The organism is Variovorax sp. W2I14 (genome assembly GCF_050435205.1).
Taxonomy (GTDB): domain Bacteria; phylum Pseudomonadota; class Gammaproteobacteria; order Burkholderiales; family Burkholderiaceae_C; genus Variovorax; species Variovorax paradoxus_C.
In genome coordinates this window covers 4,127,593-4,153,935 of record NZ_JBNDJX010000001.1, presented here as the reverse complement: position 1 = coordinate 4,153,935, position 26,343 = coordinate 4,127,593, and the positions used below count along the sequence as shown (strand labels likewise).

Sequence of the window (26,343 nt, the reverse complement as noted above, 5' to 3'; positions counted from 1 at the left end):
GTTCGGGTCGGCTCAGGCGTCCGGCTACTTGGCGGCGGCAGTGCCCGAACCCGAAGACGACTTGACCGACGAACTCATGCGCTCCGGAATCGGAAACTCAAAGCTCTTGAGATACCGCTCGTAGCTGCGGTTCGCGACATTGCCTGCGATGAAACGCGGCGTAGGCGAGGCGATCTCGCCGCTGCGCTGCCATGCAAGCAGACCCTGCGTGGCATCGCCCACCTGCAGGGGTTCGTACACAGGCTCTTCGGTCTCGGCCATTTCGGCCGTGTCCGGCGCGGTGCCTTGTGTCGCGCTCAGCGCTGGCTGGGGCACGGCCGCAGGCGCCTGCGCACTGGCGGCGTTCGGTGCAGGCTGCGCCTGTTGCGCCAGCACTGCGGGCGCGCAAACCATTAGCGCGATGCCCATGCCGAAGGCGGACGACAGTGCGGCGAGGCGGAGGGCGTGTTCTTTTTTCATGGAGTACCTCGTGCGGTCGGGTTGGGGGACGCCGCGGAATCCGCGGTGGATGGATTCAGCTGGCTGGCGGTGCGCACGCCGCCCATGCCGGCCCAGCGCGATGCCTTGAGCGCCAACGGTGGGGGCGCCACGTCGTCTCGTATCAGCGTCGTGGCGCTAGACAGCGGGCGAACGGCCAAGGGCACGGCGTCGGTTGCAGCGAGCGGCGAGCCGGTGCGCAGTTGCTGCGCGGCCTCTCGCACGGCGGCGCGGGTGGCCGCAGGCATGCGGTTGGCTTCCATCAGTTTGTTCGCCTGCTCGCTTTGATCGGTGGCTTCGAGATAGAGCGCGAGGTTGGCCTGGGCCTGGGTGTTGTTGGGGCTCAGTTGCAGCGCCTGCATCAGCGGCATCCGGGCATCGGCGATCTGTCCCGCGCGAAGGCTTGCATAGCCCAGATCGCTGAGCAGCAGGGCATCGGTCGGGCTCTGACGCTGGGCCTGTTTGAGCAGTTGCACGGCTTCGGGGTAGCTGCCGCGCGCACCTGCCAGGAGGCCCAAGCCGCGGTTGCCGGCGCCCTCTAGCGGCGTGCCGATCAAGCGTTTGTACGCAGCTTCGCTCAAGGCTGCCTGACCTGTCTGGCGCAACGCATCGGCGCGAGCACGTGTGGATTCGGGCGACACGCCCCAGCGCTGCTCCAGCGCATCGATGTGGGCCAATGATGCAAACCACAGGCCTTCGTTCTGCATCTGCTCGACCAGCCGGAGGTAGGTAGCCTTGGTGTCGATGCTGGCACCTGCCTTCGTGTCGGCAGCCGATTCGAAGGCTGCGCGCTGCTGCGCATCGGCGCTGGCAGCGTACTGGTCCTTGACGGTGCCGCATCCGCCTATCGCGAGGGCCACAAGGGCCGTGAGCGCGGCGGCGGTGCAGGTCGGCAGGCGGCCGGCACGCCGCGAGCCCATGGAAATGGCGGAGGTTTTCATTTGGTGACGACTCCCAGTGAACGGAATATCGCGATGAATCCCGGCCCCGCGGTCACGATGACCAGTGCCGGCAGCAGCGTGGTCACCATGACGCCGGTCATCTTCACGGTGATCTTGCCGATGCGCTCTTTCATCTCCGAGCGCCGGTGTTCGCGCAGCCGGTCGCTGAAGATGCGCAAGGGTTCCTGCACCGCGCCGCCGTGCCGGTCGACCTGCACCAGCAGGGATACGAGGCCGCGCAGGTTTTCGTTCTTGTGCAGCGTCGCCAGGCGTTGGAGCGAATGCTCGCGTGTGCGGCCGCGGCTGTATTGGTTGTTGGCCAGCGTCAGTTCGTAGCCGAGCACTCGCAGCACATGCTGAAAGTCCGTTGCCATGATCTGCAGGCTCTGATCCAGGCTGAGACCTACGCCCTGCAAAAGTCGCAGCAGATCGATAAAAAGTGGCAACTCTTGCGCCGCTCGTTCGCGCCGTCCGGCCGCGATGCGGCCGAGTACCCACTTCGGCGCCATGAAGCCGACAACGAAGGAGGTTGCCAGCATGAAGACCACCGTGCGCTGTTGCACATTCCCTTCGCCCCAGATCACATAGACCAAGAATGGAAGCACCAGTGCGAGCAGGATGCGCGTGACCAGGAAGACCAATTGCGTGCGTTTGGAAGGCAGGCCGCACTGGTCGATGAGGTTCCTGTCTTCGTCGGCGACCAGCGCCCTGCCTAGCCTCGAATCGAGCCAGTGGAAGGGCAGTTCGAGGTCAGCGTGTGCCACCGTGTCGGCATCGGGCACGGTCTCGGGGCCCAATTGCGACTCCGCCGCCAGTGGGGTGCCGGCGTGGCGGATAGCACGGCCGATGACCTGACCGCTACGCGCGCGCCGCAACTCGGCTGCGACAAGAGCGCCAGCGCCGACCATCAGGCCCACGGCCAACAGCACCAGGGCGAAGATGACCAACTGATCAGGCGTGAACGTCATGCCAGCCTCGCCAAGCGGTAGAGAAGCGCGGCACCCACCAACTGCAGGCCCAGTGCGGAAAAGATGAGGGTGCGACCCGTGCCATCGTTCCACATACTGATGAAGTAGCTCGGGTTGATGATGATGAGGAAGGCTCCGACGCCCACTGGCAGCAGACCGAGGATCCAGGCCGAGAGCCTCGTCTCTGCGGACATTGCAACGAGTTCATGTTCCGCCTGTTCCCGGTCGCGCATGAAGTTGGCCACGCGCTCCAGAAGCAGGTCGGCACGACCGCCGTAGCGCACGCCCAAGCCCAGGATAGAGGCCAGCAGGAATAACTCCTCGACCCGCACGTTGGTTGCTGTCTGGTGCAGCGCACGGTCCAAGTCCACGCCCGCGCGCACCAGCGAGGCCGAGCGTTCCAAGTGCCCGCGCAGCGGCGCTTCGGTGGTGGAGATAGCCAGCTGGAAGGCGGCTTGCGTGGAGTTGCCGATGGTGATCAGGCGGACCATCGCATCGATGTAGGTAGGCAGTTGGCTCACCAACTTGCGGCGGAACTTCTGTAGCCGGAGCCAGAGCATGAAGGTCGCGGCGAGCAGCAGCAAAAGCAATATGCCCAACGCGGCGATCCAGCCGCCAATGGCCCCGGCCACTAGGCCGAGCACCACGATGACGGCCAGGCCCAGCACGATGGTGCGCGGCTCGACGACGCCCACCAGCCGGTCGGGTAAGACCTTGTCGAACATGTTGGCTGGAACTGTGGCTTTCGACGCTGCATCGGTTTCCAGCCAGGGGTCCGTGGTCAGGCCCGACGGCAACTCGCTGGCGGGCATGTCCCGTACAGGCATCGGCACCGGCGTGGCCGGTGAACTGCTGGCAAGGATCTGTTGGCGCAGGTGCCGTTCTGCTGCCTGCCGCACCTGCCGCTTTTTCGCCCACTGCCACAGCAGCAATCCCGCGGCTGCCGCCAGCAACGCGATCACCGCAATGACGAGCAGGCCTTCACGCACGGTTGTCTCCCTGTGCCGCACGCGTCATCGATTGGCGAAAGCGCGTGATCTTGGGCGAATGCGGCGCAATGCCCAGCGACACCCAGCGGTCGCGCTCCTCGCCATCGGGCGAGACGATGGGCTCATAGCGGTACAGCTCCTGCATCGCGACGATGTTGTCGTTGACGCCGGTGACTTCGCTCAGCGAAATGATCCGGCGCTGGCCGCCCGAGAGCCGCCCGATCTGCACGATGAAATCGATGGCGTTGGCGATCTGCCGGCGCAGGCTCACTTCGCTGCCCTGATAGCCCGCGAAGCCCGCCAGCATTTCCAGGCGATAGAGACATTCGCGCGGCGAACTCGCGTGGATGGTGCCCATCGAACCTTCGTGGCCGGTGTTCATGGCCTGCATCATCTCGATCACTTCGGCGCCACGAACTTCACCGACGATGATCCGGTCAGGACGCATGCGCAGGCTGTTGCGCAGCAGGTCGCGAATGGAGATGACGCCAGTTCCATCGAAGCCGCCCGGGCGGCTTTCGAGCCGCACCACGTGGCTGGTGCCCAGCGACAGTTCGGCCGTGTCCTCGATGGTGATGACGCGCTCGCGTCCGGGGATGAAACTCGCAAGCGCATTGAGCAGCGAGGTCTTGCCCGAGCTCGTGCCGCCGCTCACGAGGATGTTGCAGCGCGCACGCACGGCAATTTCGAGCAGCTGCGCCATGCCCGCGTCGAAGGTGCCGAGCTTCACCAGGTCGGCAGGCGTGAGGGGTTCCTTGCGGAACTTGCGGATCGAGACCGACAGCCCGTCGATGGCCAGCGGCTCGATGATCACGTTGATGCGGCCACCGTCCGGCAGGCGCGCATCGACCATCGGGTTGGACTCGTCCAGCCGGCGCCCCAGCGGCGCGAGGATGCGGCGCACGATGCGCATCACATGCTCTGCGTCGGCGAAGCGCACAGTCTCGCGCTCCAGCATGCCGTGGCGCGACACGTACACGTTCTGGTAGCCGTTGATCAAAATGTCTTCGACGGCCGGGTCGTTGAGCAAATCTTCCAGCGGTCCGAAGCCCGCGAGTTCCTTGGTCAACGCGTCCGAGATGAGCTGCATCTCGCGGTCGTTGATCGGCACGCGGCGCAGGCGCACGAAGCTGTCGACCTCGAGCTCGACGAACTGCTGGATCGAGGCACGCGACCAGCGGCCGAACTCCGCGCCCAACTCCTCGATGCGGCTCAGCAGATGGTCGTGCGTCCAGCTTTTGATGTCCTGGAACTGCTGCGAGTTGATGAACGTCTGGTCGTCGTCGGCAAATTCGATATCGTTGGACATAGGCTCAACCTTCACTTGGGCTCTTGCGGAAGCGCGAAATCAACGCGCTCCAGCGAGGATCTTTGGCCGGCGGTTGGCCCGTGGGAGACATGAATTCCTGATGCACGCCTCGGGCCAGTCCCGCGACAGCCTGCGAGTAGGGGTCGTTGCGTGCAGTGCGCACCAGCATTTCGCCTCGGCTCGAGGCCGACAGCAACGGCGCGCTGCGCGTGGGGATCACGTGATGCAGCGGCAGCTCCAGGCGCTCGGAGATGTCCTTGGCGGTCAGGTCGACGTGGCTGTCGAATTTGTTCACCACCAGCGAGAGATGCGTCATGTCGACCTCGCGCGTGCGCAAGTCCTTGAGCAGGTTGGCGGTGGACACGATGGCGCCGATGCTCTGGTCGCAGACCACCCAGGTGCGCTGCGCTTCGCGCACGGTCTGTGCCACGAAGTCGATGGTGGAGAAGCCGCCGAGGTCGGCGATCTGGAAATCGAAGAAGTCCGTCAGCCGCTTGATGAGCGCGACCGAGTCGGCATGCGAGATCTCGCGCACCTGCGACAGGCTCGCCGGAAGCGGCAGCACCGCGACGCCGCTGCTGTGATGTGCCAGCGCCGTGTGCAGCAGGGTCTGGTCGAGCCGGCGCAGGTTGCGTACGCCGTCGACAAAGCTGAAGCCGCTTTGTGTGTCGAGGTAGAGCAGGCCGTCGCGCGCCGGCAGGCCCAGGTCGAGCAGCGCCACACCGTGGCGCGCGGTGCGTGCCGGGCCGCGCGCGGTCGCTTGCGCGAGCAGGTCGTTCAGCGTCAGCGCGAGGCTGGTGGCCAGCGTGGTGACGCCCAGGCCTGCACGGGCACCCAGCAGCGCCAGGGTGCGCCCGCGCGTGCCCACTTGTTGGGAACTGCGCCGCTCGATCAGCGTTCGCAACGTGCTCACGGCATCTGCGGGAGCAGCAGAGATATCGATGAAGTCGTCCACACCCGCACGCAGCGCGGCGAGCATGGCAGCAGGCTCGGCCGATACGCCGGTGGCGAGCACGGGCAACGCGGGCCAGTCTCGTTTCAGTCGCTGATGGAGCGGGCCGGCAACCTCGCTCTGGTCGATTGAAAAGTCGATGAACACGGCCACCGGACCGAGCAGCGCGATGCGCTCGTCGATCGACCTGGTGTCCGGCCCGAGCACCACCACCGAACCCAGGCGAGAGAGCGCATCGGTCAGCCACGTGATGTGGCCGCTGTTGCTCGATGCGAACAGATAGGTTTCTGCGCCCACTTCCGGAAGGCTGTCGCGTGGAGCGTTCATGGTGTTGCTCGGCGAGGATGGGGTCGTCGTTGTCAACGGGAGAAGCCTGGGACCGCTGTGTCGGCTGCGCCGCCGAGGAAATGCGAACGCCACACGGCGCCGTCGCGCTGCTCGGCGGTGCTGCCGGGCAAATAGGGCGTCAGATCGGTACCGCGGGCAATCGGCTTGACCAAGTGAGGTGTCACGAGAATCACGAGTTCCTTCTCGCTCATCTGGTACTTGTTCTGCTTGAAGAACGCGCCAAGGATCGGCAGGTCACCCAGCAGTGGCACCTTGTCGGCGTTGGACGTGGTGGTGCGGCTCACAAGGCCGCCGATGATGAAGCTCTCGCCATCGCCCAACTCCACCGTGGTGTCTGCGCGCCGCGTACTGATGGCCGGCACGGCGATGCCGTTGATGCTCAGCGAGTTCGTGTAGTCGAGATCGCTGGCCTCCGGCGCCACCTTGAGCACGATGCGATCGTTCGACAGCACGGTGGGCGTCAGCGTGAGGCCGATGCCGAAGGGCTTGTATTCGATGCTGGTGGTGCCCAGGCCCTGCGGAACCGGCACGGGCAACTCGCCGCCGGAGAGGAAGCTCGCACTCTGCCCGGACATGGCAACGAGTGTCGGCTCGGCGAGCACGCGCGCCATGCCGTTGCCTTCGAGGAAGCCGACATTCAGGCCGATGCCGGCCTTGCCGAAGTTGAACAGGAGGCTGAAGGCCTGCGCCAGCGGATTGTTGTATTCGCCGCTGATGCTGCCGTCGGACGCAAAGGTCGTGGATTTGAGCGAGGAGGGCGTGAAGACGCCGAAGCTGAAACCGTTCGAGTTCGCACGGGTGCTGAAGATGTTCAGCCCTGCCTGTTTGAGCACGCTGCGGTTGAACTCCACCACCTTCACTTCGACCTGGACCGTGTTGCTTCGCACGTCCACCACGGAGCGGTCGATCAGTTCTGCCTTGTCGGCGGTGCTGGCTAGTGCGGTATCGCGCGCCTGCTGGTGCGTGACCATGCTGTCCATGGTTCCGGCGAGCGTGGAAGATCGGCGGCGCACTTCGAGCGTGTAGGTCGTGGCGGCGCTGTTGCCCTTTTCCCAGACCATGAGCGTGGTGCGTCCGGCGGCTTTGCCGGTCACGATCAGCCGGGCTGCGGGCGAGTTGGGTGTCTTGCGCGTGATGGCGACACCAGCAACGGCTTCATCGCCGATCGCCATGCGGTCGATGCCCTTGTCGATCAGCAGTTCCTGCTGCGTGCCGGCGCTGAGGGTGAGCGTGCGCGGTTGTTGCAGTGGCAGTGGCTGCGGCTGTTGCGCTTTCTGTGAGCGCCCCGTCTGCGCGTCGGCGGCGGTGGACGTCAGCGGCCAGACGGCTTGCGCCATCGCGCACAGGGCGATCAGGGACGGCTGCAGCAGCCGCGATGAAACTTCCCCGGGGCTGCGAGTGGCGCTGGTCGACTGCTCGCTGGACGTTTTGTGCATTTGTTTTTCCTGGATGACGGGTGTCGGCGTGTCGCGTTGTCGGCAATCAGTAGTTCACGGTTTCGCTGCGCTCGCCGCGAATCACCTCGACCTGTAGACCTGTGCGGGCGGGGCCGGCGGTGCGCGGGGCGCCGCTGGGGGCTCGCACTTCGGTGACTTGCGGGCGTATGGCGGGGCCCTTGCCGCCGGTGACCAGGTCGGCTGCGGTCAGGCCGGCCTGAGCACGGTCCAGGCCTTCGAGCGGGGCGCGGCGCGGTTCGCCCGCCTTGGGCGGCGTGGGCTGCAGGGCCGTCGGCAGTTCGGCGAAGAGTTTGGGGTCGGGCTCCGACAGGTCGGTCGGATTGCGCAGGGCCAGCAGCAGCTTGCCGCTGGCGTCGCCGATGGTCAGGCGGTTCACTTCATCGACCGGCACCGCGAGCACTGCGGTGCGGGCTGGTTCGGCGCGCTGGGCCTGCTGCGCGGCCTTGTCCGCAGACTTGGACGGCAGGCCGTCGACCGAGGCGTTGCCGAATGCCAGCACGCGCTTGCGCGACAGCAGCAGGCGGGCCTGGCTGCGGTCCACATCCTTGCCGTCGGACTTGAGCGTGAGGAAGACATCGACGTAATCGCCGGGCTGCAGCTTGTTGCCCACGCCCATCACCTCGTCGGCCTTGACGGCGACGGCACGCTCGCCTTCGGCAATGCGCAGAGCAAGACCCGAGACCAGTTGGTTTTCCATCACCGGCGTGCCCTCCGCGAGGTCCAGCACCGGGACGCGGCCGGCGGCGACGTTGACGTCCTGGAAAGCACCCACCGGGTTGATCGTCAGCTGTTCCACGCGCAAGGCATCGGCGGGAATCGCCAGGCCCGCGGGAAGGGGCTTGGCCGCGACCACGACCGGATAGACGAGTGTCTGCTGCGCCTTGGCGGGCGCCACCGCAGCGCCGGCTGCTGCCGGGGGCGGTACTGGCGCCTTGCGACTCAGCATCCAGGCATAGCCGCCCAGTGCAATGGCCAGGAGCACCAGGATGGCGGCGACGATTTTGGTGAGATTGATCATGTGCGGCGGACTGAGGAATGAGGGCAAGCAATCATGAGAAATAAGGGATGAATGGCCTGCGGTGACAGAGGCAGGAAACTGCTAACTCTGTCGCCCCCAGACCATCCATGCCGCCGTGGCCATGGCCAGATAAGCCGCGTAGGGAATGAAGCGAGCCCGGCGCGGCGTGGCACTGCCGTTGGCTTCAGAGGTGGGGCCCGACAGGATGAGCGCGAGCCGCGGAAAAAGTGGCCAGCGTTGCAGGACGTACCACAACGCGCCGTGTGCGCCGGCCAGGAGGCTGGCGACGATCCAGATGGGGGCCAGGGCGGTGAGGCCGACCCAGAGTCCGAGAGCGCCTGCGAATTTCACGTCGCCTGCTCCCATGAGACCGAATGCATAGAAGAGCAGGAGGAAACCGAAGCCTGCGCCTGCACCAAGGAGCGCTTGAGTCCACACAATTCCGAACGGCTGCATCCCGAGGGCGAGTGCCGCGAGAGCCACAGCGGCTCCGGCGAGCACAAGCCAATTCGGGACGCGGCGTTGTCGGAAGTCATAGACGGTGGCAAAAAGTAGCCAGAGCAACAGGGCGATGTTGGCTGTCAAACCTAATAGTGCTCACTCGGCCGCAGCACCGCCAAGCGCGTTGGAAATTCTGGAAAACACACCGTTGATTGCGCTACCCAGGGTCCCTCCAGGGCTGAATACGACGACCAGAATAACGGCCATCATTCCCGCAATAATTCCATATTCAATTGCGGTAGCGCCTTCTTCATCACGAATAAAACGAGTAATAGAACTAAGCATGATTTACCCCTAGAGGAGAGTTGAACAACGACTGGCAGAGCGAATGTTATACAGAGTAACTCCCTGTATCAACACTGAAAACCCCCAGGGGTGAGGTCCTTGGTGTGATATTGGGGAAGTACATAGCAGGATGGCGGCCAGCCTCCTGCCACCCAGTCCAGGACGATCCTGGTCAGGTTGGTTAACAATCTAGAGACGTATTTTTCCCTCTGTAAACCGTGTCGGACCTCCCATGAAGATGGGAGGGGACGTTACGGTGCCGGGAACGCGCGAGAGGGGGGTGTTACGGGAACAAACGCGTTACGTGTTACGTAGCACGGGGTCTCGGAGGGCGAGTTGTAACACCCAAAATAGGCACTTTTGGTGCGCAAAAAATCACAAATTGGGGGTGTGCCCCCATCGCCGTCAGGGCTTCGACAGGGTGTTCAGCCCAGGATTTCTTCGTGAAAGAGCTTCCACTCGCTGCCTTGGCGCAGCCAGTACTGGCGCCGGGTGCGCCCGCTCTTTTCGCCTTCGAAGACTTCTCCGAAGGTGGCGACCATGGTGTCGTCGCCGTCGCGCCAGTGCAGGTAGGACATGTCCTTGAACTGGACGCGCTTGCCCTGGGCATATTCCACTTCGTCGTGCGGAGCCGAATTACCGTCGATGGGCTTTTTGCTGCTGCGCTGGAAATCCGGTAAATAGAATTTCTTTAATTGCGCTTCATTTCCGCTGGCCCGTGTATCTTTCCAGGCGGTAATTGCATTGGTAAATGTCTGGGCTTCTTTTTCGGCCTGCGGCGGCGAAATCCATTGCAGGCTGCGGGCGGTGACCACCGGCGTGGCGCCGATCTGCACTTTGCGCAGCAACTGCTTGAGGTCGGGGTTGGCCATGACCACGCAGCCGTCGCTCGCGAGCGGCGCCCGGGCGAACTGCTGGGGCGGGGTGCCGTGCAGCCAGATGCCGCCGCCGGTGCGGCCGCGCCGCACGTCGTACGGGTTCGGGTAGTTGATGGGCAGGGCGCCCGCGCCGTAGAAGTCTTTCAGCGACCTCGGGTCGAGGCTGCTGGTGATGTAGTACACGCCCAGCGGGGTGCGCGCATCGCCCTCGGCGAGCTTGTCGGTGCCCGACTTGCCGACCGAGATGTAGTAGTCGGCCACCAGCTTCAACCCCTTGTCGGAGTTTTCCAGCAGGTACAGGCGCGAGCGCGAGGCATCGACCGCAATGGCGTAGCGGCTCTTGGTCGAGAGCGACAGGAACTGCGAAGGCACGGTGCCCACCGGCGGCCGCTCGCGCAGGGCCTGCAGGCGGCGGCGCGATTCCTCGTGCAGCTCGGACATGGCTGGGTTGCCACGCATCCTGGCGATGCCGGCCGTGTCGGGAAGCGAATTCGTGGGCGGCAGTTGTGCCGCGAGCAGGTCGCCATAGACGAGCTGCGCGAGCTGGAAGTTCGGATAGTCCCGAACCAGGTCGCGCGCCTTGGCGAGCGCAGGACGAGCCTGGCCGCGGCCGAACATTTCGTAGACGGAAATCAGGCGGGCTTCGGCGCTGCTGGCTTCCTGGATCGACCCGGCGGGTGCGGCCTTGCGGGCTGGTTTGGCTGCGGATGCGGTCCGGGTCTCTGCCAGCGCGGCCTTCTTGCCCTTGGCCAGCACCGACGACTTGCCGGCACCGCCCCGGGCTTCTTTGGCGGAAGCACGGCTGCCGGACGAGACGTGCGCCGCGCTGCGGCTGCCGGTGCTGCTCTTGCCGGCCTTGGCGTTGCTGCTGCTGGTTTTTGCGCTGCCCGTCTTGTTCGATGAAGCGAAGGCGGCGCCGGGTGCTGCCAGCATCAGCGCCGATGCGGTCATCAGCGCTGCGAGCAGGTTTCCGCGGCGCGGGAACGGAGGATTCTGTAGCCGGCCGCGCCGGACGAGGTCTGCCACTAGCCGCCGACGCTTTCCTTGCGAATGTGCCATTGATTGCCGGAGCGCTGCATGTCCAGCGTCTTCCGGCTCGAGATGTTCAGGTTGTCCGCGCGGTAGATCTGGCGGAACTTCGCCGTGGCGTTCTGTCCGTCGACCTTGATCACGAGGTTCTCGATGTTCACGCTGATGCTCGACTTGCCGACGATGCGGGCGCGCCGTTCTTCTTCCCAGGACTTGCGGCTCTGGCCGCCGCCGGGTGCGAAGTCGGGGCCGTAGGCGGCGAGGTAGCGGTCCATGTCCTGGCCGGCCCAGGCGGAAGCCCAGCCGCGCACCGCGGTCTCGACTTCGGCGCTGGAGGCCGGTGCGGCAGCAGGTGCCGGCGCCGGCGCAGCTTCAGGGGCCTTGGCGGCCGGCGCAGCCGCGGGAGCTGCCGCCACCTTGGCAGGAGCCGGAGCGGGCGCAGGTGCAGGCGTTGCGACGGGAGCGGGCGCTGCCGCCACCTTGGCGGGAGCAGGAGCCGGCGCGGGTGCAGCGGCCGGCGCCTTCGCGGCGGGCGCGGGCCGTGCGGCCTCGGGCGCTGCCGCCACCAGCGTCCCAGTCTTGGCACCCGGCGTCGGCGTGAAGAGCGTGCGGATCACGGCCAGCTTGGGCTGCACCGCGGTGTTGTTCTGGTCGAGCTGCAGCGCCTTGCTGTAGGCCTGGCTCGCGAGCCGCGCGTACACGTCGCCGAGGTTCTCCTGGGCGGTGGCGTAGCTGGGGTTGGTGCGAATGGCGCTTTCCAGCGCGCTGCGGGCCTTGTCGAACTGGTTCTGGCTCGCGTAGATCACCGCGAGGTTATTGAATGGCTCGGGCAGTTCGGGCGCGTCCTGCGTGAGCTGGGTGAAGGCGGCGATCGCCTCGGCGCGCTTGCCGGTGTCCAGCTGGATCACGCCCTTCAGAAAGCGCATCTGCGGGTCGCGGGGCTTGTCCTTGAGGAATGCGTCGGCCTTCGTCATCGCCTCGTCGAGCTTGCCTGCCTGTATGAGGCGGTCGACGTCTTCGTGCTCGATCGCGGCCAATGCCGGGAGCGCCACGCCGCAAGCGGCAATGGCCAGCAGCAGTGCGCGCACAGTGGGAGAAAAGGAGAAGCGGGCGCGAGGCCGGGGGCTCTTGGGCATTGCGGACAAGACCTCGTAGGGGTGGATAACGCAGCGGGTTGGGCGGCAGGCATTGTAAGTGGGCGGGTAACCCTCCGAAACAGGGATAACGGGTCTTTCATCGTGCCCGCAACGCGCCGGCCCCGGGCTTTCCCCGTGGGCGCCAGGCGGCCTGTGCCCGGAGGCAAAAAAGCAGGCCTGCGCAACTACTCGGTGCGCCGCTCTTCCCCCCGCAGCACGCGGGTGGTCCGGCTCAGCGACATGGGGCAGGCCTTCTTGCGCGACTGCGCCGAGGTGGTCGGCCGCTTCGCTTCGCTGCTGCACGAGTTCCGCACCACCCGCTGGATGGTGCCGGCCCCGGCTACTTTTTCGCGGGGTTGATGGTGTATTCGATCTTCGTGCGGTCCTTGTAGGGATCGTTGTCGAAGAACGTCTTCTCGTGCGAGATGCGGATTTCGTAGCCGTCGCGCACGCCCTCGAGCGACGCCGCGCTGTCGGTGGTCACCGGAGCGAGCGTGGGCTTGTAAAAGGCCGCGACCGTCTTGAAGTCGTCGGTGCTGAAGGCCTTGACCGCCGCGCTCGTCACGCGCCCCGCGCCGTCGGTGTCGACGCTCACGTCGGTCATCGCGGTGTTCGGCGGCACCGCGACCAGCGCCGCCAGCGCGGGCGGCAGTTCCTTGGCGCCGCTCTTTTCCTGGATGCGGTAGTGCAGCCCGCCCTTGTCGTTGGGCTCGCCCTTGGCAGCGGCCGATGATTCCATGCTGCTCACGACCCAGGCCGAGATGAGCAGGATCGGCGTCGCAATGGCGCCCACGTACAACAGAAAACGAAGGCGTTCCTTGGTATGGAAAAACTCGATCATCGGTGCTGAATCTCCCTCTGGCTGCCTCGCTGCGGCGCCCTGTGCGACGCGCGGGCGGGCCATCCTAATGGCCCCGCGCGGACGGACTTTGGACTTGCGCGGTACAGCATGATCCAGTAACGTTTGAAACAATGTGGTGACATTTCATCACTTCTTTCATTGCTCTGGAGTCTCCCTTGACGATCACCAAACGCCGCCTGCTCGAAGGCGGCGCCGCGGCTTTTGCCACCTCGCTCTTCGCGCCCGGCGCGTGGTCCCAGCCGAAGCCGGCCGCCGGCGAAGCCGCCTGGCCCACCAAGCCCGTGCGCATCCTCGTGGGCTTTCCCGCCGGCGCCTCGCCGGACCTCGCGGCCCGCGCCATTGCAGAGCCGCTCGCGAAGATCCTTCGTCAGCCGGTCACGGTCGAGAACAAGCCCGGGTCCAGCGGCAACCTCGTGGCCGACCAGGTGGCCAAGGCGACCGACGACCACACCATCGGCGCGCTGATCAACGGCAATCTCACCATCGCGAAACTGCTGAACCCCGCGATCCCGTTCGATCCTGAAAAAGACTTCGCGCCCGTCGGCATGGTCGGCACCGCGCCGCTGGTGCTCGCGGTGTCGGGCAACGCACCCGGCAAGACGCCCGCCGACCTGCTGCTGTGGGCGCGCAACCTGGGCACCGGCGGCAAGTACGGCACGCCCGGCGTGGGCACCGTGGGCCACCTGGGCATGGAGCTTCTGAAGAGCCGCGCCGCCATCACCGCGCAGCACAAGCCCTACACCGGCAACCCGCAGGTGATCGCCGGCCTGCTCGGCGGCGAGATCCAACTGGCCCTGTTGCCGCCAGGCCTGGCGTTGCCGCATCTGAAGTCGGGCAAGCTGAAGGCGATCGGCGTCACCTCGCCCGAGCGCAGCCCGCTCGCGAGCGAACTGCCCACCATCCGCGATGCGGACGTGCGCGGCGCCGACCTCGAAATCTGGACCGCGCTGGCCGCGCCCGCGGGCATGAACAAGAACGCGGTGGCCCGGCTGAGTGCGGCGCTGTCCGAAGTGACCAGCATGCCCGACGTGGCGCAGGCGCTGCTCAAGACCGGCTGGCAAGCACAGCCCGGCACGCCCGAGGCGCTGGCCCGCCGCATGCGCGCGGACACGGCGCGGCTGGGTGGCGTGATCATCATGAAGGGCATCCATTCGGAGGCCTGATGCCTTGTTCCCTCTCCCTCTGGGAGAGGGCTAGGGTGAGGGCACGACGGCCTTAACCTGAGGCCGCCCTCGTAGCCCCTAGAGCAGCCGCGACACCTGCTTCGCCGCATCGATCAGCGCCGGCAGCATGGTCTCCTGCATCACCTTCGCGCTCGTGCGGTTCGCCTGCCCGCTGATGTTGAGCGCGGCCACCATCTGGCCCTGCTTGTTGACGATGGGCGCGGCCACGGAGATGAGGCCTTCTTCGAGCTCCTGGTTCACCAGGCACCACTGTTGCTTGCGTGCCTGCGCGACCTTGGCCATGAGCGCATCGATGTCGGTCACCGTGTGCTTGGTGAGCGCTTCGATGTTCGAGGCCTCGAGCCGCGCGCGCACCTCTTCGTCTTCGAGATCGGACAGCAGCAGCCGGCCGAGCGAGGTGCAGTAGGCAGGCAGCCGCGAGCCCACGCCCAGGCTGATGTGCATGATCTTCTTGGTCGGCACGCGCAGCACGTAAACGATGTCGGTCGCATCGAGCACCGCGGCCGAGCACGACTCCTGCACCTCCTGCACCAGCGCCTCCATCACCGGCTCGGCGCGGTTCCAGATCGGCATCGACGAGAGGTACGCGAACCCGAGGTCGAGGATGCGCGGCGTGAGCGTGAAGAGCTTGCCGTCGGTCACCACATAGCCCAGCGCCTGCAGCGTGAGCAGGATGCGCCGCGCCCCCGCCCGCGTGAGGCCGCTGACCGCGGCGACCTCGCTCAGCGTCTGGCGCGGCGCGCTCTCGCTGAACGAGCGGATCACCTGCAGGCCGCGCGCGAACGACTGCACATAGCTGTCGCCGGGGGCGGGCGTTTCGGTGTTATTGGTCTTGGGGGGCTGGGTTGCCATGGTGAGCGATCCTCTCTAGAATTCATTATACGAACAAATGTTCTTTATACGAACATTTCGAGTCGTCCGCTTCTCGATCTACTTTCGATCCCCTTTCGATTCACCCGGAGACAAGCTTCATGATCAACAAGATCGCGCGCTCGGTCGCCGATGCCCTCGCGGGCATCCAAGACGGCGCCACGGTTCTCATCGGCGGCTTCGGCACCGCCGGCATTCCCGGCGAGCTCATCGACGGCCTCGTCGAGCAGGGCGCCAAGGACCTCACCGTCGTCAACAACAACGCCGGCAACGGCGAGGCCGGCCTCGCGGCGCTGCTCAAGGCCGGCCGCGTGCGCAAGATCATCTGCAGCTTCCCGCGCCAGGCCGACAGCCAGGTGTTCGACGGGCTCTACCGCAGCGGCAAGCTCGAACTCGAACTCGTGCCCCAGGGCAATCTCGCCGAACGCATCCGCGCCGCGGGCGCAGGCATCGGCGCCTTCTTCTGCCCGACCGGCTACGGCACGCAGCTCGCGGGCAACCGCGAACCCCGCGAGATCAATGGCAAGCAGTACGTGCTCGAGTACCCCATCCACGGCGACGTGGCGCTCATCAAGGCCGAGCGCGGCGACCGCTGGGGCAACCTGGTCTACCGCAAGGCCGCGCGCAACTTCGGCCCGGTGATGGCCATGGCCTCGAAGAAGACCATTGCCACCGTGCACGACATCGCCGAGCTCGGCACCCTCGACCCCGAGACCGTCGTGACCCCGGGCATCTTCGTGCACCAGGTGGTGCGCATCGAACGCGTCGCCACCCAGGCCGGCGGCTTCAAGAAGGCAGCATGAACATGGCATACACACGTCGCACCAAAGACCAGTTGGCAGCCCGCGTCGCGCAAGACATCTTCGACGGCGCCGTCGTCAACCTCGGCATCGGCCAGCCCACGCTCGTGGCCAACCACTTGCCTGCTGGCCGCGAGGTCATCCTGCAAAGCGAGAACGGCATCCTGGGCATGGGCCCCGCGCCCGAGGCCGGCGAGGAAGACTACGACCTCATCAACGCCGGCAAGCAACCCGTCACGCTGCTGCCGGGCGGCTCGTTCTTTCACCATGCCGACAGCTTCGCGATGATGCGCGGCGGCCACCTCGACATCTGCGTGCTCGGCGCGTTCCAGGTGTCGGCCACCGGCGACCTCGCCAACTGGCACACCGGCGAGAAAGACGCCATTCCCGCCGTCGGCGGTGCGATGGACCTGGCCATCGGCGCGAAGCAGACCTGGGTGATGATGGATCTGCTCACCAAGCAGGGCACGAGCAAGCTGGTGCAGGAATGCACCTATCCGCTGACCGGCATCGGCTGCGTCAAGCGCGTGTACTCCGACCTCGCCACGCTCGAATGCACGCCGCAAGGTTTGAAGCTCGTCGACCTCGTCGAAGGGCTCACCCGCGAAGAACTCGAGAAGCTCGTCGGCTTGCCGATCGCAGCGTGAACCGTTCAACCATTCAGAGACAACAGACATGACCAACCACGCCTTCATCTGCGACGCCGTTCGCACCCCCTTCGGCCGCTACGGCGGCTCGCTCAGCAGCGTGCGCACCGACGACCTGGGCGCAGTGCCCCTGCGCGCGCTGATGGAACGCAACAAGAACGTCGACTGGCAGGCCGTGAGCGACGTGCTCTACGGCTGCGCCAACCAGGCCGGCGAAGACAACCGCAACGTCGCGCGCATGTCGGCGCTGCTCGCGGGCCTGCCGCTCGAAATCGGCGGCGGCACTATCAACCGCCTGTGCGGTTCGGGCCTCGATGCCCTCGGCACCGCAGCGCGCGCCATCCGCGCCGGTGAAGCCGGCTTGATGATCGCCGGCGGCGTCGAGAGCATGAGCCGCGCCCCCTTCGTCATGCCCAAGGCCGAGAGCGCCTTCAGCCGCAACAACGCGGTGTACGACACCACCATCGGCTGGCGCTTCGTCAACAAGCTCATGAAGGCGCAATACGGCGTCGACTCGATGCCCGAGACGGCAGAGAACGTGGCCACCGACTACAAGATCGAGCGCGAAGCGCAAGACCTGATGGCGCTCAACTCGCAGCTGCGCGCCGTGGCCTCGCAAAAGTCGGGCTTCTTCGATGCCGAGATCGTGCCCGTGACCGTGCCCCAGAAGAAGGGCGACGCCCTCATCGTCAACAAGGACGAGCATCCGCGTGACACCACGCTGGAGGCGCTGGCCAAGCTCAAGCCCATCGTGCGCCCCGACGGCACCGTGACCGCGGGCAATGCCAGCGGCGTGAACGACGGCGCCTGCGCGCTGCTCTTGGCCGACGAAGCCAGCGCCGCAAGGCATGGCCTGACGCCGCGCGCCCGCGTGGTCGGCATGGCCACCGCCGGCGTCGCGCCGCGCGTGATGGGCATCGGCCCCGCGCCCGCCACGCAGAAGGTGCTGGCGCTCACCGGCCTCACCATCGACCAGATCGACGTCATCGAACTCAACGAAGCCTTCGCCGCGCAAGGCCTCGCCGTGCTGCGCCTGCTGGGCCTGAAGGACGACGACGCGCGCGTGAACATCAACGGCGGCGCCATCGCGCTCGGCCATCCGCTCGGCGCCAGCGGCGCGCGCCTGGCCACCACCGCGGTGAACCAGCTGCACAAGGGCGGCGGCCGCTACGCGCTTTGCACCATGTGCATCGGTGTGGGGCAGGGCATTGCCGTGATCCTGGAACGCGTCTGAGATGAGTCTCGCGCGACGCGAGCTGCTGCTGGGCCTGCTCGCGGTAGCGGGCCTGCCTGCTTACGCGGAGCAGAGCGATGCGGCCAAGCCCATCCGCATCGTCGTGCCCTTCGCGGCCGGCGGCGGCAACGACGTGTTCGCGCGGCAGATGGCCAAGGGCCTCGGCGAGCTGCGCAAGTCCGGCGTCATCGTCGACAACAAGCCCGGCGCGGGCGGCAACCTCGGCACCGAGCAGGTCGTGCGCAGCGCGCCCGACGGCAGCACGTTGCTGCTCGGGCACACGGGCACGGTGTCGATCAACCCCGCGCTCTACAAGGGCCTGAAGTTCGATGCGCGCAAAGACCTCGTGCCTGTCGCGATGTTCGCGTCATCGGCGCTCGTGCTCGTGGTGCCCGCCGCATCGAAGGTGCGCAGCGTGGCCGACCTCGTGGCCGAAGCCAAGGCGCGGCCCGGCATGCTCGACTACGCATCGAGCGGCAGCGGCACCGGCGGCCACCTGACCGGCGAACTCTTCGCGCAGCGCACCGGCACCCGGCTCAATCACATTCCCTACAAGGGCACCAACCCCGCGCTCACTGACTTGGCGGGCGGGCAGGTGCAGATGATGTTCAGCGTCATCCCGCCCGCGCTCGCGCTGGTCAAGAGCGGACGGCTGCGCGCCATTGCCGTCACCGGCGACAAGCGCCTGCCTTCGCTGCCCGACGTGCCCACCGTGGCCGAGTCGGGCCTGCGCGAACTCGCGGGTTTTGAAAGCACGCTCACCTACGGCCTCCTCGCGCCGCGCGGCACGCCCGATGCGGTCGTGAAGGAGCTGGCGACGCAGATGCTCAAGGTGGCGGGCGACAAGGAATTCCAGTCGCGCCTCGACGTGGAAGGCGCCGTGCCCTTGCTCGGCGGGCCCGCCGAGTACGCGGCGCTCATCTCGCGGGAGAGCGAGAAGTGGGCGGCGATCGTCAAGAGCTCGGGCGCGACGGCGCAGTAACTGCAGCAGCAATCACGCAGTCACGCAGTCAGTCGCCGCGCAGCCCGCATCGCACGGGCAGAGAACAAGTTTCAAACCAAGAGAACCGAAAGAAGAGGATCAGAGAGATGAAAAACACGAACACAAACACAACAACGCGTCGCGCCATCGGCGTGGCCGCAGCACTCGCACTCGCCACCGCCGCGCTGGCACCCGCCACCGCATCGGCACAACAGGCCGCCTTCCCCACCAAGCCCGTGCGCATCATCACGCCGTTCCCGGTCGGCGGCGGCCCCGACGGCGTGGCCCGCCTCGTGGCCGACAAGCTCTCGCGCGCGTGGGGCCAGCCGGTGGTGGTCGAGAACCGCCCGGGCGGCAACGGCTTCATCGCCATCGACGCCTTCAAGCGCGGCGCCAAAGACGGCCACGACATCATCGTTCTGGACAACGTGCACCTGGCCGCGTACCCGGCGCTCTTCAAGAAGCTGCCCTACGACAGCGCCAAGGACTTCGACACCCTGCTGCCGCTCTTCAAGACGTATTTCTTCTTCACCGTTGCCACCAACAGCAAGTACAAGACCGTGGGCGACCTCATCGCCGACGCCAAGGCCAACCCCGGCAAGCTCGACTACGGCTCATGGTCGGTCGGCAACCCGGTGCACCTGGGCTCGGAGCTCTTCGAGTCGGCCACCGGCACGCAGATGGAACACATCATCTACAAGGAAACCACCCAGCTCTACACCTCGGTGGCCACGGGCGAACTGGCCTTTGCCCTCGGCAGCAGCGCCACCGCCGGCCCGCTGCAGCGCGCGAACAAGCTGCGCTTCCTGGCCGTGGCCGCGCCCCAGCGCAACGCCGGCTTCCCCGACGTGCCGACCGTCGCCGAATCGGGCGGCCCCAAGGGCTTCGAGGTGATCGGCTGGAACGCGATTGCAGTGCCCAAGGGCCTGCCCGCCTCGGTGACCGAGAAGATCAAGCGCGACATCGAGAAGGGGCTGGCGGAACCCGATGTGCTGGAGAAGTTCAAGAGCTTTGGGTATGAGCCGTTCCCGACGACGCGGCCGCAGTTCGATCAGTTTGTGGCGAGTGAGACGCAGCGGTTTGGGGATGTGATTAAGAAGGCGAATGTTTCGCTGGATTGATTGAGGAGCTCCGGGAGTCACGGCGCTAGCCATTTAGCGGCGTGACAGTGAATGTCTCTTGAAGACTGGCTGCTGACGGTTGATGTGCTGTCATGGATGAGTACTATCGGCCACTACCAGACGTTCAGCTTCATGGGGAAGTTCGCTGCAAAGCAGACGCACGCCCTATGAAGAAGGCAAGGAAGAGTCACTCGATGTTCAAACTATTGCCAACTCGGCTGCGCCCGAGTGATGTCAATCTTGATCAGTTCCTTTTCGAAAGCGACTTGTCGGAGGCCGAACTCGAAGAATATGGCTTTCAGTTTGAGGCCGTCTCAGACGAGATTGGATCGGCGCGCGTCTGCCTCATCTGCGCCGATGAAAATCGATACTTCATCCTGCAGCTCCGCCCAGAAATGCCTGAGGTTCGACTCCATGTGTGGGGCGTTGTCACAGCTGACATAGCCGAGCAGATCAATCAATTTATGGCGATCACAGGGTTCAAAGCTGAGGAAATCTCATATCGAATCGATCAACGATATGTTGACTAGGCACGCAAATTCGATGCATTCCACTCCCGGCAAGTAGCTGTTTCGGCCGCGAAACTCCTTGAGCCGCGACCGGCTACAGTCGGCCGATTGTGTTGAAAAACTCGAAGACTGCTGGGCAGCCTGATGCTATTGAAAAATCGACCTCATAGAACGGCTCAGGATCGACGATCTCACTCGAGGTAAGGGGTGAAGTACCCTCGAAAACGCGGCCTGGACTTGTAGGAAGAGTTTTTCAACAGAATAGGCCAGAACCAGTCACTCGCATCGAGCAAATGACAGACAAAGAAATCTTCCTCGCCCATCTTGACAGCGTCACCGGAAATCTGGAGCCGGACATACGCATGGTTCAGTCTGAAGATGCGCAGCTTCCCGATGTAGCGGTGCTGACCTATGAGAACTGGCCGAAGCCCGGGTTCATAACGGCGTTCACATACGGTTTGTCTCTGGCCGATCACCCAGATTGGAAGCGAGGGCGATGCGAACTAATGATCTCAATGGAATCGCTGATGCATGCGTGGCCTTTCGCCATCGGCTCTCTTGTAAGCCGTCTTCGCGGTCGCTGCCCTTTTAGCTACGGGAACACGATCAAATACGGGCGCTCGATTAGCGAGGAGTCCGAGATGGACGCTTTCTTGGTCTTTGCTCCACCCCATCTGGACCGAGACCAAAAAACTGTGCGGATGAACGACTACGACTGCTTCATTGCCGGCGTATACCCACTGTACGGCTCTGAGCTTGACCTATACGAGCAGATTCAGCTTGAAGCGTTCTGGCATCACCCGGGTTGGGATCCACTTAACCCGCAGCGCGAGGTCATGAGAATGGTCCAGTGAAGGTCCGGTTTAGGTGCGCGTCGTACGGCCGCTCAGGGCCGAATGCGCCGACGTGGCGACAGGCTACAGTCGGCCAGAACCGGACCTTCCCGATGTCTCCTCAAATTATGAACAATGCCCTCGTTGCCTCGCAGCAATGGAAGCTCTGGCTTTGTGCATTCGCAGCCGCACTGGTGGGTGCTTGTCAGTTCGCACCGGCGTGGATTGCCGGCTGGTTCGGCGCCGACGTGGGGACCATCAGGCTATTGGCACTTGTTGGAGCTTTCCTGCTCTTGGTCCTAGCATGCATCTCGATTCGGTGCCCGGCTTGCGGCCTCGCTCTGGTTTGGCAGGGTATGCGACGCCAACCTGTATCTCAGTGGCTCGCTTGGCTTCTGCGCGTTGAGGTTTGTCCGCGTTGTGGCTTCTCGCACGGGCCGTTCGACCACGGAAAATGACAGCAGACGGCCACAACCCGACGTTCGCGAGCCGGAGAGAATCTTCTGATAGGCCGTCACTCCGCAGGCTTGCGGTGAATCAACTTGATGTCAGATGAAACTTGAACAATTTGATGAGGGACTGCATCACCGGCACATCGTGGCCTACGATCCTGTCTATGGCGAAGTCTTTGCCGAAGTGCGGGAGTTCGTTCGCGACTTTCTCGAAGGAGTGGAGTTGGTGCACATTGGCAGTACGGCGGTCGATGGCGTGCGCGGCAAGCCCATGATCGATGCTGTGGCGATCACAACACGTCAGGATCTTCGAGAAGAACAACGCGCGTTCGAGCGTATGGGCTTTCATCGCCGGCCGGTTTGGGTGGACAAGGACGAGAAGCCATACGTTTGCGCGTCTGTCGTTCACGCTGGTCGGCGCTTCAACGTCAACGTGCACATCTGTCACCACGGCGATCCCGTGCATAAGGATTCGCTGGCCTTCATGGACATCCTCGGTCGTCGGCCCGACCTCCGCCAGAAGTACGAGGAGGCCAAAGACCGGGCCCACGCGATAGACCCGGGTGACCCGCAGGTCTACAACAAAGAGAAAGAGGCGGTGATCAGGGAAATTGAGGCCCTGATCGACCGCCGGTAGATCAACAGCGGCGGCAGACGGCCAAGGTCGGACATCCGTTCATCAGATTCAGAGAAGAAACATGAAAGCAATCTACGATGCAAACGTTCAGCAGGTCGCATGGTTCGACGGAGAAAACCTGTTTGACCTGAGCTTGAATTGGATTGCTTTTGAAGACGATGGGCACGTCTTCTCAAGCAGCACATTGAATTGGCTTGGGCCGCTCGATGACGGGTCATTCCAAGACCGAAGCGGAAAAGTTGTCGCTTGGCTTTCTGATTCACAGCCGTCCAGTTCGCTTCGTCCACTCACTCCACTCCGGCCCCTACGTCCTCTCAATCCGCTGCGCCCGCTAAGGCCCCTGCGGCCCTTGAAACCTCTTCGCCCGCTGAATCCACTTGGGGGCTGGTCGTCCTCATCCTGGCAGCAGTGGCTAGCGTAAGCCCCTGGGCTTGGTAGGTCGTCCGGTACGGAGGCGCTGCAGCATTGCGCTGGTCAACACCGATGCTCGATGCCAGCATCTGCCCGAAACGTACGCCGCTTTGGGCGCGAAGCTGCTGGCCGCGGCTAGCCGCATTCGGCCAGACGCTGCCGCTCACTGGATAGTGCCACCGTTCGCTACTGGTCAAGCTTTTGGCTGGGCCGGTTGTCACCAGAAAATATGAATTTGAAACGGTTAGCAGCTCGTCCAATAACAGCACGCGCTGATAAATCCAAGCTTGAAGAGGTCAACAGCATGCGCACCCTTGAAGTCCTCGTCCCTGCCCTTGCCCTGTTGCTGGCTGGCCCGGTCTTGGCCAATGACACCCCGTACAAGTTCCGCGGCATCGGTTTGGGCGACTCGCCGGAGCACGTCCAAAAAGCGATGCCTGAACAGTTTCCCCTCGTCAGGGCGATGGAGAAATCCTCGGGAGACTTTTGGTCGGTTGGCGCCGGCGATAGAGAGGGAATGTCACGCAGCCGTTGCCCCATCTCTGCGAAAGGTCCTTTGCGCGACGATTGCCTGAAGGCGATGGTGGTCCTTCGGCTCGTCGACGATCGCATCCAAGTGCTGCAAATTACGGCAGATCAGAGTTTTGACAAGCCGGTGGCATTGCGCGCGTTTTTGGAGCGCCTAACCAGCACGTACGGCAAGCCCGACGCGGTGTACCTGACGGGTCAAGATGTCCACAGCGATGGCTTGACCGAGCGAACGTACGCCTGGGGCGGGAAGACGTTGCCGGCCAAGGATTTCAAAATGGCGTTTGCGTCGTACGAAGACGCCGAACGCATCGGCGGCCAGTACATGGCAATGCGCGTGGTGCTCAACGGTGACGCGGTCATCGGCTACGAATTGCGCATTGCCGACGCGGAAAAAAGCATCCAGCTGCACCGAAAATGGCAGGCCGAGCAAAAGGCCAAGGCCAGCCGTTCGGGCACGGCGGCACCCGGCAGCCTCAAGTTCTGACCCTCGCGAGATCGAGTTCGGGTTGGTACGGGTGCTGCACCCGGTCAGATTAGTGGGGGTCGCTTACATCTCGCTGGCTAGTTCGCGGCGCTATTAGCCTCGTTGAGGCTGGGCCGGAATGTCTGCTTCGAGACGTCACGACCGGCAGCTTGGGGCCCGAAGCCGACTTTTGCGCCGCTCCGAAGCGGACCTTAGACGGAGCCTTCAGATCGATGCCCGGGAAGGTCCTCATTGCGCTGTGTTGCTTGGCGCTCTTGTTTCGAGCCCTTTGATTTCATCCAATCCTTTGTCCGAGGGCACCGATTCAAGTTGCCAAGTAGTGCGGAGTACTCCCCCAGAAAACTCACCGGCCGATTGCACCAGTCGGACATATGTCCTTTCCTTGGACGGAACATTAATCTCAATCTCCATGTCCTTGATCAACATGTCCCAGTCCCATTTTTGGGAAAGACGATAAGGTCCGGGAGGAAGTTTTACCAGCGAATAGGTACCTGACCCAATGCTTGCGACCGCAACGCCATCTACATAGAAGTAAACATTGCGAGCTCCGAATACAAATGATTTGGGCCGATAGATGAGCAACTCTCCGTTCTTTGAATCTGACACCCAAGTCTGTGGCTTAGGCTTGCCGCTCGGCGCAGCGCAAGCAGTAAGAAGGATAGATAGGCCCAACAGTATCCACTTTGATTTCATCTAAAACCCTTCCTTCAGTGACATCGCCGCGCCTCCATACTGGCTGCGCCTCCGTTCAAATCCTGAGTCATTTTCGATCGCCCGCTCTTGGCCGCGACGCGTCATGCCTCGCGGCATCTGAAATCTAGTCCATATGGATGGCGATGGTCTTCGAATCGAGCGCAATTTTTTGCAGCGTGAGATAGAAATTGCCGTCCTGCCAACGGCGCAGGACGTCGGTGTTCACCAAGCGGAGCATGCACTCCCCAGGCCAACCTGGTCCCCCCGCGCTCAGTGCATCCCAGAGCGCGTCGAAATTGCGGCCAAAGAACTGTGCACCCTCCGGTTGTGTCGTCGACAGGTAGGCTGTCCAAAAATCTGCCTCGTCGTTGAGCTCACTGCAGTCGATGATGAATTCACGCATTACTCATGGCGCTCGAAATTGAGGGGACGAGGTGAAAGTCCGGTCTTGGCCGACTGTAGCCGGCCGCAATGTCTGTGCAAAGGGCTCAAGGCTGCTCCACAAACGTAGTGGAAGTGGCCACATAGTGTCCGCGTCCACGACTTGCAACCCGCTCGTTCTTAATCGCATCGAACGACGCCGAACTTCATGAACGGATCGTTGTTGCTGTAAGCGTAGCGGTACTCCACAACACCGCCGATCCGAAAGAACTGGTAGGTTTCGGAGCTTGGTTGGCACAAGCTTGGTTTCACTGATTGCGAGTAGCGATCCTGGAACTGCTCAAGAGTGACGCCGCTCTGCTTGAAATATTTATTCGCTGTTTCAGCATCGAATGCGAACCTTCCCGACACCACGAGGACATGCTTCTCGGCGACCGCTGTTTCAATAGAGACCTGAGGGCTCGGCTTCATCGGCAGTTGCCGCTGAATCGAAACGGCAAGCTTTTGAGCGGTGCGACAAGCCTCTTGCAGAGCGGAAGCACACGGACTTTCTTGAGTCATTCCCAAGGTCGGGACGAAGAGGGTGATGATGGCCAAACGATACCAACGAGGATTGTTCTTTTGGTTCACGATGTATCTCTTTTTCTACTGGATTCGCTTCGGTCCGCACGTTGCCTACTCCAAGCCCATAGCCACCAAAGAATCCACCAAAGAATCAGGCCGCCGATGAGATCGCCAATTAAGTTGCTGGGCTCGATTCCGATCGGCGAGTAAATTCCCATTAGCACGCCGGTGATCGCCCCGAACAAAAGAAACTTCCATCGATGCTTCGTGTATCGATCATGCATTTCACCGCCTCCTCAGTGCGTCATATTCTTGCAAGTGTGCCGCCAGAGCTAACCCCGTCGACCTTTTAGACCGCAAGGCAGTTTGGCTCAGTATTCAAGGCCGCCTTTGCGCTGCTGACGGTGTGCAACGAACGTCTGGTTCTGGCCGCATTGTGCCGGTCGCGTCCATCACGTCTTCGGCGCCGGACGCCAATGCACGGTGTCTGGATAGCTGCGCCCATGGCTGAAGCACAGGAAGATTTCCAAGGCGGCGCTCGCGTGAAACCATTCGTCCGATTTGAGGCGCAGTTCGCCGGCGCCGAAGGCAAGGACGGTGCCGTCAGGGAACACCGGGCTCGGCTTGTCGTGAAAGGCTCGCAGTCTTGTTGAGGTAGAGACATCGAAACGTTCAACCATACAGGTAACGCCTCCGCCGGCCACCTGAAGGTAGTTTCCTTGAGCGTCAGTCAACGATGCGTACGAATGCCGACCATAGCTCTTGAGCGCGAGAAGCCTGCTTTCAAGGGTGCGGTCGGATGGGGTACTCACTGCCGCAAAGTTCTGGCCCTCAAATTTCATGATCGGGAGGTTGAGTCG

30 protein-coding genes are annotated in these 26,343 nt (G+C 63.8%); 12 read left to right on the top strand and 18 right to left on the bottom strand.

Annotated elements, in window-relative coordinates; all coding sequences use genetic code 11:
- Positions 1–24 precede the first annotated feature (24 nt).
- From QF040_RS19590 to QF040_RS19535, 12 genes are all read right to left on the bottom strand, one after another.
- On the bottom strand, positions 25–459 hold the full coding sequence (locus tag QF040_RS19590; RefSeq protein WP_429612452.1) for a DUF3613 domain-containing protein: 435 nt from the start codon (positions 457–459) through the stop codon (positions 25–27).
- The gene (locus tag QF040_RS19585) at positions 456–1,418 is read right to left on the bottom strand and encodes a hypothetical protein (protein WP_429612451.1); all 963 of its coding nucleotides are present in this window, start codon (positions 1,416–1,418) and stop codon (positions 456–458) included. The genes QF040_RS19590 and QF040_RS19585 overlap by 4 nt, the downstream gene beginning before the upstream one ends.
- On the bottom strand, positions 1,415–2,386 hold the full coding sequence (locus tag QF040_RS19580; RefSeq protein ID WP_429612450.1) for a type II secretion system F family protein: 972 nt from the start codon (positions 2,384–2,386) through the stop codon (positions 1,415–1,417). Before QF040_RS19580 ends, QF040_RS19585 begins: the two co-directional genes overlap by 4 nt.
- A complete protein-coding gene (locus QF040_RS19575; protein WP_429612449.1) occupies positions 2,383–3,375 on the bottom strand; it encodes a type II secretion system F family protein in 993 nt (330 codons plus the stop codon). The genes QF040_RS19580 and QF040_RS19575 overlap by 4 nt, the downstream gene beginning before the upstream one ends.
- On the bottom strand, positions 3,368–4,684 hold the full coding sequence (locus QF040_RS19570) for a CpaF family protein (RefSeq protein WP_429612448.1): 1,317 nt from the start codon (positions 4,682–4,684) through the stop codon (positions 3,368–3,370). The genes QF040_RS19575 and QF040_RS19570 overlap by 8 nt, the downstream gene beginning before the upstream one ends.
- A gap of 4 nt (positions 4,685–4,688) precedes the next feature.
- Complete coding sequence (locus tag QF040_RS19565; RefSeq protein WP_429612447.1) at positions 4,689–5,963, bottom strand: AAA family ATPase; 1,275 nt, start codon at positions 5,961–5,963, stop codon at positions 4,689–4,691.
- 32 nt (positions 5,964–5,995) lie between these two features.
- Complete coding sequence (locus QF040_RS19560; protein WP_429612446.1) at positions 5,996–7,420, bottom strand: type II and III secretion system protein family protein; 1,425 nt, start codon at positions 7,418–7,420, stop codon at positions 5,996–5,998.
- Between the two features lie 46 nt (positions 7,421–7,466).
- Positions 7,467–8,459: a Flp pilus assembly protein CpaB gene (cpaB, locus tag QF040_RS19555; protein ID WP_429612445.1), complete on the bottom strand. Its 993-nt coding sequence runs from the start codon at positions 8,457–8,459 to the stop codon at positions 7,467–7,469.
- A gap of 81 nt (positions 8,460–8,540) precedes the next feature.
- Positions 8,541–9,044 carry an A24 family peptidase gene (locus QF040_RS19550; protein WP_429612444.1) on the bottom strand — a complete coding sequence of 168 codons (504 nt, stop codon included), beginning with the start codon at positions 9,042–9,044 and terminating at the stop codon, positions 8,541–8,543.
- Positions 9,045–9,056: 12 nt separating this feature from the next.
- Entirely contained in the window at positions 9,057–9,245 is a 189-nt protein-coding gene (locus tag QF040_RS19545; protein WP_429612443.1) for a Flp family type IVb pilin, read from the bottom strand.
- A gap of 425 nt (positions 9,246–9,670) precedes the next feature.
- Positions 9,671–11,182 (bottom strand): L,D-transpeptidase family protein, encoded by a 1,512-nt coding sequence (locus QF040_RS19540; protein ID WP_429612442.1) that lies wholly within the window; start codon positions 11,180–11,182, stop codon positions 9,671–9,673.
- Positions 11,149–12,288 carry a tetratricopeptide repeat protein gene (locus tag QF040_RS19535; protein WP_429612441.1) on the bottom strand — a complete coding sequence of 380 codons (1,140 nt, stop codon included), beginning with the start codon at positions 12,286–12,288 and terminating at the stop codon, positions 11,149–11,151. The genes QF040_RS19540 and QF040_RS19535 overlap by 34 nt, the downstream gene beginning before the upstream one ends.
- Before the next feature lie 153 nt (positions 12,289–12,441).
- Here QF040_RS19535 and QF040_RS19530 point away from each other — a divergent pair, with 153 nt between their 5' ends.
- Entirely contained in the window at positions 12,442–12,648 is a 207-nt protein-coding gene (locus QF040_RS19530) for a hypothetical protein (protein WP_429612440.1), read from the top strand.
- Here the strand turns inward: QF040_RS19530 and QF040_RS19525 are convergent.
- Positions 12,629–13,129: a hypothetical protein gene (locus QF040_RS19525; RefSeq protein ID WP_429612439.1), complete on the bottom strand. Its 501-nt coding sequence runs from the start codon at positions 13,127–13,129 to the stop codon at positions 12,629–12,631. The genes QF040_RS19530 and QF040_RS19525 overlap by 20 nt on opposite strands.
- Positions 13,130–13,305: 176 nt before the next feature.
- Between QF040_RS19525 and QF040_RS19520 the strand changes: the two genes are divergently transcribed.
- Positions 13,306–14,313: a Bug family tripartite tricarboxylate transporter substrate binding protein gene (locus QF040_RS19520; protein WP_429612438.1), complete on the top strand. Its 1,008-nt coding sequence runs from the start codon at positions 13,306–13,308 to the stop codon at positions 14,311–14,313.
- 78 nt (positions 14,314–14,391) lie between these two features.
- Here QF040_RS19520 and QF040_RS19515 read toward each other — a convergent pair whose 3' ends face one another.
- On the bottom strand, positions 14,392–15,186 hold the full coding sequence (locus tag QF040_RS19515; RefSeq protein ID WP_429612437.1) for an IclR family transcriptional regulator domain-containing protein: 795 nt from the start codon (positions 15,184–15,186) through the stop codon (positions 14,392–14,394).
- Positions 15,187–15,305: 119 nt separating this feature from the next.
- Here QF040_RS19515 and QF040_RS19510 point away from each other — a divergent pair, with 119 nt between their 5' ends.
- The 10 genes from QF040_RS19510 (at position 15,306) to QF040_RS19465 (ending at position 23,845) form a co-directional block, all read left to right on the top strand.
- Positions 15,306–16,007: a 3-oxoacid CoA-transferase subunit A gene (locus QF040_RS19510; RefSeq protein ID WP_429612436.1), complete on the top strand. Its 702-nt coding sequence runs from the start codon at positions 15,306–15,308 to the stop codon at positions 16,005–16,007.
- A gap of 2 nt (positions 16,008–16,009) precedes the next feature.
- On the top strand, positions 16,010–16,651 hold the full coding sequence (locus QF040_RS19505) for a 3-oxoacid CoA-transferase subunit B (protein ID WP_306882680.1): 642 nt from the start codon (positions 16,010–16,012) through the stop codon (positions 16,649–16,651).
- Between the two features lie 28 nt (positions 16,652–16,679).
- Entirely contained in the window at positions 16,680–17,885 is a 1,206-nt protein-coding gene (gene pcaF, locus QF040_RS19500) for a 3-oxoadipyl-CoA thiolase (protein WP_429612435.1), read from the top strand.
- A gap of 1 nt (position 17,886) precedes the next feature.
- Positions 17,887–18,867 (top strand): Bug family tripartite tricarboxylate transporter substrate binding protein, encoded by a 981-nt coding sequence (locus QF040_RS19495; RefSeq protein WP_429612434.1) that lies wholly within the window; start codon positions 17,887–17,889, stop codon positions 18,865–18,867.
- Positions 18,868–18,974: 107 nt separating this feature from the next.
- Entirely contained in the window at positions 18,975–19,988 is a 1,014-nt protein-coding gene (locus QF040_RS19490) for a Bug family tripartite tricarboxylate transporter substrate binding protein (protein WP_429612433.1), read from the top strand.
- A gap of 194 nt (positions 19,989–20,182) precedes the next feature.
- Entirely contained in the window at positions 20,183–20,518 is a 336-nt protein-coding gene (locus tag QF040_RS19485) for a hypothetical protein (RefSeq protein WP_429612432.1), read from the top strand.
- A 272-nt stretch (positions 20,519–20,790) separates the two neighbouring features.
- Positions 20,791–21,351 (top strand): suppressor of fused domain protein, encoded by a 561-nt coding sequence (locus QF040_RS19480; RefSeq protein ID WP_429612431.1) that lies wholly within the window; start codon positions 20,791–20,793, stop codon positions 21,349–21,351.
- 531 nt (positions 21,352–21,882) lie between these two features.
- Positions 21,883–22,419, top strand: a complete 537-nt coding sequence (locus QF040_RS19475) for a GrpB family protein (RefSeq protein ID WP_429612430.1) — start codon at positions 21,883–21,885, stop codon at positions 22,417–22,419.
- Positions 22,420–22,480: 61 nt separating this feature from the next.
- A complete protein-coding gene (locus QF040_RS19470) occupies positions 22,481–22,840 on the top strand; it encodes a 4-fold beta flower protein (RefSeq protein ID WP_429612429.1) in 360 nt (119 codons plus the stop codon).
- A gap of 294 nt (positions 22,841–23,134) precedes the next feature.
- Entirely contained in the window at positions 23,135–23,845 is a 711-nt protein-coding gene (locus QF040_RS19465; RefSeq protein ID WP_429612428.1) for a hypothetical protein, read from the top strand.
- A 228-nt stretch (positions 23,846–24,073) separates the two neighbouring features.
- On the opposite strand, the gene QF040_RS19460 is transcribed toward QF040_RS19465, so the two are convergent.
- The 4 genes from QF040_RS19460 to QF040_RS19445 all read right to left on the bottom strand — a co-directional run bounded on the left by QF040_RS19460 (position 24,074) and on the right by QF040_RS19445 (position 26,325).
- Positions 24,074–24,538 carry a hypothetical protein gene (locus QF040_RS19460; RefSeq protein ID WP_429612427.1) on the bottom strand — a complete coding sequence of 155 codons (465 nt, stop codon included), beginning with the start codon at positions 24,536–24,538 and terminating at the stop codon, positions 24,074–24,076.
- A 124-nt stretch (positions 24,539–24,662) separates the two neighbouring features.
- Positions 24,663–24,941 carry a barstar family protein gene (locus tag QF040_RS19455; protein ID WP_429612426.1) on the bottom strand — a complete coding sequence of 93 codons (279 nt, stop codon included), beginning with the start codon at positions 24,939–24,941 and terminating at the stop codon, positions 24,663–24,665.
- Between the two features lie 158 nt (positions 24,942–25,099).
- Positions 25,100–25,549, bottom strand: a complete 450-nt coding sequence (locus tag QF040_RS19450; RefSeq protein ID WP_429612425.1) for a hypothetical protein — start codon at positions 25,547–25,549, stop codon at positions 25,100–25,102.
- A 386-nt stretch (positions 25,550–25,935) separates the two neighbouring features.
- Positions 25,936–26,325, bottom strand: a complete 390-nt coding sequence (locus tag QF040_RS19445) for a hypothetical protein (protein WP_429612424.1) — start codon at positions 26,323–26,325, stop codon at positions 25,936–25,938.
- Positions 26,326–26,343 lie beyond the last annotated feature (18 nt).

Excerpts from the sequence above, each read along its gene's own strand:
- QF040_RS19590 (WP_429612452.1), bottom strand. The coding sequence starts at position 459 with ATGAAAAAAGAACACGCCCTCCGCCTCGCCGCACTGTCGTCCGCCTTC.
- QF040_RS19585 (WP_429612451.1), bottom strand. The coding sequence starts at position 1,418 with ATGAAAACCTCCGCCATTTCCATGGGCTCGCGGCGTGCCGGCCGCCTG.
- QF040_RS19580 (WP_429612450.1), bottom strand. The coding sequence starts at position 2,386 with ATGACGTTCACGCCTGATCAGTTGGTCATCTTCGCCCTGGTGCTGTTG.
- QF040_RS19570 (WP_429612448.1), bottom strand. The coding sequence starts at position 4,684 with ATGTCCAACGATATCGAATTTGCCGACGACGACCAGACGTTCATCAAC.
- QF040_RS19565 (WP_429612447.1), bottom strand. The coding sequence starts at position 5,963 with ATGAACGCTCCACGCGACAGCCTTCCGGAAGTGGGCGCAGAAACCTAT.
- QF040_RS19560 (WP_429612446.1), bottom strand. The coding sequence starts at position 7,420 with ATGCACAAAACGTCCAGCGAGCAGTCGACCAGCGCCACTCGCAGCCCC.
- cpaB (WP_429612445.1), bottom strand. The coding sequence starts at position 8,459 with ATGATCAATCTCACCAAAATCGTCGCCGCCATCCTGGTGCTCCTGGCC.
- QF040_RS19545 (WP_429612443.1), bottom strand. The coding sequence starts at position 9,245 with ATGCTTAGTTCTATTACTCGTTTTATTCGTGATGAAGAAGGCGCTACC.
- QF040_RS19540 (WP_429612442.1), bottom strand. The coding sequence starts at position 11,182 with ATGGCACATTCGCAAGGAAAGCGTCGGCGGCTAGTGGCAGACCTCGTC.
- QF040_RS19535 (WP_429612441.1), bottom strand. The coding sequence starts at position 12,288 with ATGCCCAAGAGCCCCCGGCCTCGCGCCCGCTTCTCCTTTTCTCCCACT.
- QF040_RS19525 (WP_429612439.1), bottom strand. The coding sequence starts at position 13,129 with ATGATCGAGTTTTTCCATACCAAGGAACGCCTTCGTTTTCTGTTGTAC.
- QF040_RS19515 (WP_429612437.1), bottom strand. The coding sequence starts at position 15,186 with ATGGCAACCCAGCCCCCCAAGACCAATAACACCGAAACGCCCGCCCCC.
- QF040_RS19510 (WP_429612436.1), top strand. The coding sequence starts at position 15,306 with ATGATCAACAAGATCGCGCGCTCGGTCGCCGATGCCCTCGCGGGCATC.
- QF040_RS19505 (WP_306882680.1), top strand. The coding sequence starts at position 16,010 with ATGGCATACACACGTCGCACCAAAGACCAGTTGGCAGCCCGCGTCGCG.
- pcaF (WP_429612435.1), top strand. The coding sequence starts at position 16,680 with ATGACCAACCACGCCTTCATCTGCGACGCCGTTCGCACCCCCTTCGGC.
- QF040_RS19495 (WP_429612434.1), top strand. The coding sequence starts at position 17,887 with ATGAGTCTCGCGCGACGCGAGCTGCTGCTGGGCCTGCTCGCGGTAGCG.
- QF040_RS19490 (WP_429612433.1), top strand. The coding sequence starts at position 18,975 with ATGAAAAACACGAACACAAACACAACAACGCGTCGCGCCATCGGCGTG.
- QF040_RS19485 (WP_429612432.1), top strand. The coding sequence starts at position 20,183 with ATGTTCAAACTATTGCCAACTCGGCTGCGCCCGAGTGATGTCAATCTT.
- QF040_RS19480 (WP_429612431.1), top strand. The coding sequence starts at position 20,791 with ATGACAGACAAAGAAATCTTCCTCGCCCATCTTGACAGCGTCACCGGA.
- QF040_RS19475 (WP_429612430.1), top strand. The coding sequence starts at position 21,883 with ATGAAACTTGAACAATTTGATGAGGGACTGCATCACCGGCACATCGTG.
- QF040_RS19470 (WP_429612429.1), top strand. The coding sequence starts at position 22,481 with ATGAAAGCAATCTACGATGCAAACGTTCAGCAGGTCGCATGGTTCGAC.
- QF040_RS19465 (WP_429612428.1), top strand. The coding sequence starts at position 23,135 with ATGCGCACCCTTGAAGTCCTCGTCCCTGCCCTTGCCCTGTTGCTGGCT.
- QF040_RS19460 (WP_429612427.1), bottom strand. The coding sequence starts at position 24,538 with ATGAAATCAAAGTGGATACTGTTGGGCCTATCTATCCTTCTTACTGCT.
- QF040_RS19455 (WP_429612426.1), bottom strand. The coding sequence starts at position 24,941 with ATGCGTGAATTCATCATCGACTGCAGTGAGCTCAACGACGAGGCAGAT.
- QF040_RS19445 (WP_429612424.1), bottom strand. The coding sequence starts at position 26,325 with ATGAAATTTGAGGGCCAGAACTTTGCGGCAGTGAGTACCCCATCCGAC.